Raw genomic sequence first — 5,294 nt, forward strand, 5'->3', positions numbered from 1 at the left:
CGGCCGCCTCCTCCGCCTCGCGGGCCCGACGGCGCGCGGCGCGGCTGCTGAGCTCGGTGTCGTCGGTGATCCGCGGGATCTCGCCGGTGAGCTCGGAGACGCTCACACCGCTACCGCTCTCGTCGGCCCGCCGGTGCCGGCGACCCGTCGGTGCGGCCGCGGCCGGCTGCTCCGCGCCCATGCGCTTGAGCAGCTCCGCCACGGTGATCTGCTGACCGTCCTGATCCTCGGCCATCTCAGCTCCCCTTTCCGTCGCCGCCCGCGTCCCGGTCGAGACGCTGCAGAATGAGCCCCTCCCGTAGAGCCCACGGGCAGATTTTCACACTTTCCAACCCCAGAGCCCTCATCGACGCCTCCGCCACCAGCGCTCCCGCGACCACCTGATGGGACCGGTCAGAGCTGATGCCCTCCAACTCTGCCCTGTCGGCGGCCGTCATGCGAGAGATAAAGGCGATCACCTGCCGCAGACCCGACGCCGTGAGGATCCGCTCGACCCGGGGTCCCTCCGACGACGGCGCCGCTCCGGTGAGCCGCGCCAGCGTGCGGAACGTCTTGGAGGTGGCGCAGGCCAGGTCAGGGGTGCCGGCCGCCCGCAGTTCCCTGGCGGGGCCCTCCAGCTCGGCGTCGATGAAGTCACGCAGCTGGTTGATGCGCTTGCGTTCCGGCGGATCGGTCTTGAACCAGTCGTGTGTCAGTCGGCCGGCGCCCAGCGGCAGGCTGTAGGCGTGCTCGGGCAGCTCGTCCTCCCCGCTGGTCAGCTCCAGAGAACCACCACCGATGTCGAGGTTGACGATCCGACCGGCGCTCCAGCCGAACCAGCGGCGGGCGGCCAGGAAGGTCATGCGCGCCTCGTCCTCGCCGGAAAGCACGCGCAGCTCGATACCGGTCTCCTTCTCGACCTTCTCGAGCACCGCGTCCGAATTGGCGGCGTCGCGCACCGCCGAGGTCGCCAACGCCATGACCTCGCGGCACTTGGTGGCCTTGGCCAGATCGGCGGCCTCGTTGACCGCGTCGATTAGTCGGGCGACGCCCGTCTTGGAGATGTTGTCGTCCTCATCGAGGTATTCGATCAGGCGCAACCGGGTCTTGGAGTCGTTCATGGGCGTGGGGTGCCCGCCACGATGGGCGTCGACCACCACGAAATGGACCGTGTTGCTCCCGACGTCCAGGACACCTAATCTCACACGCCTACCCTAAACGGTCTACGGTCGCAGGTTGTGACCGCCACCGAACGCACCAGCACCCCGGGCGCGCCCGTCCCCGAAGTCCCCCTCGACTTCCCCCGCGAGTGGTACACGTTCCCGGACCCCGCGAACGACGAGCACCTGGTCTCCGCGGACATGACCTGGCTGCTGTCCTCGTGGACCTGCGTCTTCGGCACCCCCGCCTGTCACGGCATCGAGGCCGGCCAGCCCGATTCGGGCTGCTGTACCCACGGAGCGTTTCTGTGCGACGACGACGACCGCGAACGACTGAAAGTAAACGTCGCGCTCCTGGGGCCCGGGGACTGGCAGCACCGGGAGGCCGCTCTGGAGGCAGCAGTGGCCGAGGGCGGCGATCTGGAACCGTGGCTGGAGGAGGACGAACTCACCGGGGACGACGGCGAGCCCGAGCCCGCTCTGCGCACCCGTCGCCACGGCGGCAGGTGCGTGTTCTTCAACGATCCGGGCTGGCCGGCGGGGTCGGGCTGCGCCCTCCACCACATGGCGGCGCGCTCGGGCCGGACCCTGCCCGAGGCCAAACCGGACGTGTGTTGGCAGCTTCCCATCCGCCGGACGCAGGAGTGGGAGACGCGGGCCGACGAGGTGGAGGTCCTCCACACCCGTATCGGCGAGTACGACCGCCGCGGCTGGGGCCCCGGCGGCCTGGACCTCGACTGGTACTGCACCGGCTCGCCCGAGGCACACGTCGGGGCAGAGCCGGTGTACGTCTCCCTGCGCGACGAGCTGATCGGCCTGCTGGGGGCCGAGTGTTACGAGATGCTGGCGGCGGCGTGCAGGCGCCGCGGCCAGCTGGGGATCGTCGCCGTGCACCCCGCCACCGAGCGTGCGCAGGCGGGGCGTGCGCAGGCGGGGCGTGCGCAGGCGGGCCGAACCTGCGGCGCCTGACCGGAACCGCGGCGCCTGACCCGGATCCGCGGCGCCTCCCCCGGATCCGCTACTCCCCCCGGCCAACCGCCCCTCCCCCGGGATCCGCTACTCATCTGCCAGCCTCGCTACCCGGAATCGGAAGTTGTCAACCTGTTTTGAGACAGGTGTTGATTCCGGTGGGTTGCGGTAGTGGTGGCGCTTGCGGAGGTGTCCGGAAGCGTTCTGGGTGGGTGGCGGCGATGTGGTCCAGGCGTGCTTGGCGGGTTCGGTGGATGTGCTCGGCGGTGCCGGTGAAGACCTGCTGTGGGGTGCATCTGCCGAGCCCGCTGTGGTGGTGGCCGGTGGCGTAGCGGTGCAGGAAATCGGCGGTCCACGCGCGGGCATGGTCGAGGGAGTCGAACCGGTCTGGGTGGTCCAGGTCGTACTTGATGGTCTTGAACAAGGCCTCGGAGAACGGGTTGTCGTTGCTGACCCGGGGCCGGGAGTACGACCGGCCCACCGCTGCGGCATCGAGTGCGGTGGCCAGGTCGCGCGCCCTCATCGCGGCTCCGTTGTCTGCGTGCAGCAGTATCGGGGCGCCGTGGCGGTCGAAGGCGTCCAGGAACATCTCAACCGCCAGGGCGGTGTCTTCGCGGGTCTCGATGCGCCAGGCGACCGGGTAGCGCGAGTAGACGTCGATGGCCAGGTACAGCCGGTACAACTGCCGGCCGGGACCGCGCAGCATGGTGATGTCCCAGGACCACAGGTCCCCGGCAGCAGCTGCGGCGGCGACGGGCTTGGGCCGTCCGGGCCCGTGGCCACCGTGCCGGCCCGGGCGCCGGTCACCGACCAGATTGTGGGCTCGGGCGATGCGGTAGAACGTGGACTGCGAACAACTCACCCGGCCGGCATCGAATGAGCTCCAGTACACCTGCACGACCGAGGCATCGGCCTGATCAGGATCGTCGAGTGCTTGCAGCGCCTGGGTCTTCTCGGCCTCGGTCAACGCCGCGGGCTGCCGACGTTGCGTGTGCGGGATCGGGTCTGTCACCCGCCGGTAGTGCTGGTAACCCCTGGCCAGGCGGTAGTAGGTCGATCGCGCCATGCCCAGCAGCTTGCACGTCGGCGCCACGTCCACCTTCGCCCGCTGGGCCAGTTCGGTGATCGTCTCGGCGATCACAGCCTTTTTCGCGCAAGCCACTCGTCGAACTGGGTCTTGCTCATCAACGCTGGTGGGATCTGAGTCTGTGGGTCCGGCGAGCTCAGGTCGATCCCCTGCAAGAGCTCGTAGGCTTTTCCCATGATCTCCTGCGCCACCTCGGCGTTGCGCAGCTTCTCCTGGAGCCGTTCGTTCTCCCGGCGCAGTCTGGCCACCTCGGCCCGATCCTGACTCGGGGTGCGGTCGGCGTTCTTACTCATCGCTGCCTCCACCGAGGTGTCGAACCGGCCCTGGGCCCGGGCATCGAGCCATCGCTTGACCGTGGCCGTGGCCAGTCCGTGCTCGCGCAGCAAATGTGCTTTGTCTCCATGACCGACACATTCGTCCCAGGCCGCCAGGAATTCAATCCGAAAGGCCACCGGGAAACTGCGCTTGCCCGTGGCCGTCGTTCCAATAGGGGTCGAGATCATCCGTCTACTCCGATCCCCGCGTTCGTTGCCAACCTGTCTCACCAACAGGTTGGCAACAAACGAATTCGGGTAGCGGATCACGCAGGGGAGTAGCGGATTTCGGGCTCTCCTGACTTATCCGTGGGTGTTCTGGCGGCCGGGGAGTGCTGGGCGGTGGCCGCCGAGGTTGAGCATGGCCAGGGCGATGAGTGCTTCGGGTGAGCGGAATCCGAAGGCCATTCGGGTGATGAGTCGGATCTTGGTGTTGACCGATTCGATCAGTCCGTTGGATAGACCGTGTTCGATCGAGGCGAGGATTTCTGTCCTGTAGGTACAGATGGTGCGTTGGAGGTGGACGAACCGTTCTATGCGGCATCGTCTGGCCCAGCTGATCCACGCTTCCAGCGCTGTCTCGGCTTCGTCGATAGGCAGGCGGAACACCAGCCGGAGGCCCTCTTTGAGCAGGTAGGCGCGGTGCAGGGTGGGTTCGCACTTCGCGATCCACGCGAGTTTCGCCGCTTGCCGAGTGGTCAGATTCTCGGGGTTCTTCCACAGGGCGTAGCGGGCGTGTTTGACCTGCTGTGCGTGGCCGCGGGCTCGGTTGACCTTGTTGGCCATGCGCCGTGCCCGCAGCTGCTGCCTGTCGCCGCGGGCGGCGTTCCACACGTTCCGGCGCACTTCGTCCAGGGCGTCAGTGGCCCACTTGACCACGTGGAACGGATCGGTGCAGCGCACCGCAGCGGGGCAGGCCTCGCCGACGACGTCGCCGATCCACTTGGCGCCATCAGCGGTGACGTGCGTGATCTGGGCGCACCGCTCCGGCCCCAGCGCCTGGAAGAAAGCCCGCACGGTGGCCTTGTCGCGGCCGATGCCGACCCACACCAGCCGGCCGGTGTCGTGGTCGACCACGATGGTCAGATACTTGTAGTTGCGCTTGTAGGAGATTTCGTCGATCCCGATCCGGCGGAGTCCGGCCAGCGGGTCGATGCCGGCGGCGGTGTCGGCCCACACCCGGGTGATGATCGCCCCGACGGTGCGCCAGGCGATCCGCATCAATTGGGTGACTGCCGATTTGGAGCACTGGGTGGCCAGCCACGCGACCTGCTGATCGAACCGATAGGTGTGGCCGGCTGCGTGGCGGGCCCACGGCACTTGCCGCACCGTCGGGCCATGCTCAGGGCAACTCACCCGAGGGGAATCGGCCTCGAGGAAAACCATCGTGGTGCCCATATCCAGGCTGCGCCACCGGCGACGACCTTCCCCGTTGTCGTACCGCGCCGCCCGGACTCCACACACCCCGCACCGGCCCCGACCAGCGCGTCGTGGTCGCACATGCGCCACGACGATCTGCGACTGCTCATCGAACTCGATGTCCTCGATGACGGTCTTCTCGACGCCCAGCACCGCACGCCATAGGCTGACATCTCGCACGCCGTTCTCCGCTCTGAAGTTCTGGTATTAGACACACCAAGAACCTAAAGCGAGAACGGCGTGCACCTATCTCAGACGGTCAACGGACCCACGGAAAAGTCAGGAGAGCCCTTTTTCGCGCAAGCCACTCGTCGAACTGGGTCTTGCTCATCAACGCTGGTGGGATCTGAGTCTGTGGGTCCGGCG

At 67.7% G+C, this 5,294-nt stretch carries 6 protein-coding genes; 1 reads left to right on the forward strand and 5 read right to left on the reverse strand.

Annotated features, from left to right (window positions below; translation table 11 throughout):
* The coding region (locus tag MMU07_RS21445; protein ID WP_241128662.1) for a hypothetical protein at positions 1-235 on the reverse strand (235 nt) is incomplete at its 3' end.
* 1 nt (position 236) lies between these two features.
* A complete protein-coding gene (locus tag MMU07_RS21450) occupies positions 237-1,184 on the reverse strand; it encodes a Ppx/GppA family phosphatase (protein ID WP_336246214.1) in 948 nt (315 codons plus the stop codon).
* A gap of 33 nt (positions 1,185-1,217) precedes the next feature.
* Here MMU07_RS21450 and MMU07_RS21455 point away from each other — a divergent pair, with 33 nt between their 5' ends.
* Positions 1,218-2,108: a DUF3109 family protein gene (locus MMU07_RS21455; RefSeq protein WP_241128663.1), complete on the forward strand. Its 891-nt coding sequence runs from the start codon at positions 1,218-1,220 to the stop codon at positions 2,106-2,108.
* Between the two features lie 127 nt (positions 2,109-2,235).
* On the opposite strand, the gene MMU07_RS21460 is transcribed toward MMU07_RS21455, so the two are convergent.
* Genes MMU07_RS21460 through MMU07_RS21470 form a run of 3 tightly spaced genes read right to left on the reverse strand, consistent with a single transcriptional unit; the run spans position 2,236 to position 5,108 of the window.
* Positions 2,236-3,249 (reverse strand): IS3 family transposase, encoded by a 1,014-nt coding sequence (locus tag MMU07_RS21460; protein WP_241128664.1) that lies wholly within the window; start codon positions 3,247-3,249, stop codon positions 2,236-2,238.
* Positions 3,246-3,779: a hypothetical protein gene (locus tag MMU07_RS21465; RefSeq protein ID WP_241128665.1), complete on the reverse strand. Its 534-nt coding sequence runs from the start codon at positions 3,777-3,779 to the stop codon at positions 3,246-3,248. The genes MMU07_RS21460 and MMU07_RS21465 overlap by 4 nt, the downstream gene beginning before the upstream one ends.
* Before the next feature lie 33 nt (positions 3,780-3,812).
* Positions 3,813-5,108 (reverse strand): ISL3 family transposase, encoded by a 1,296-nt coding sequence (locus MMU07_RS21470; protein ID WP_241128666.1) that lies wholly within the window; start codon positions 5,106-5,108, stop codon positions 3,813-3,815.
* Positions 5,109-5,294: the final 186 nt, after the last annotated feature.

The organism is Cognataquiflexum nitidum (genome assembly GCF_022538055.1).
Lineage (GTDB): Bacteria > Bacteroidota > Bacteroidia > Cytophagales > Cyclobacteriaceae > Cognataquiflexum > Cognataquiflexum nitidum.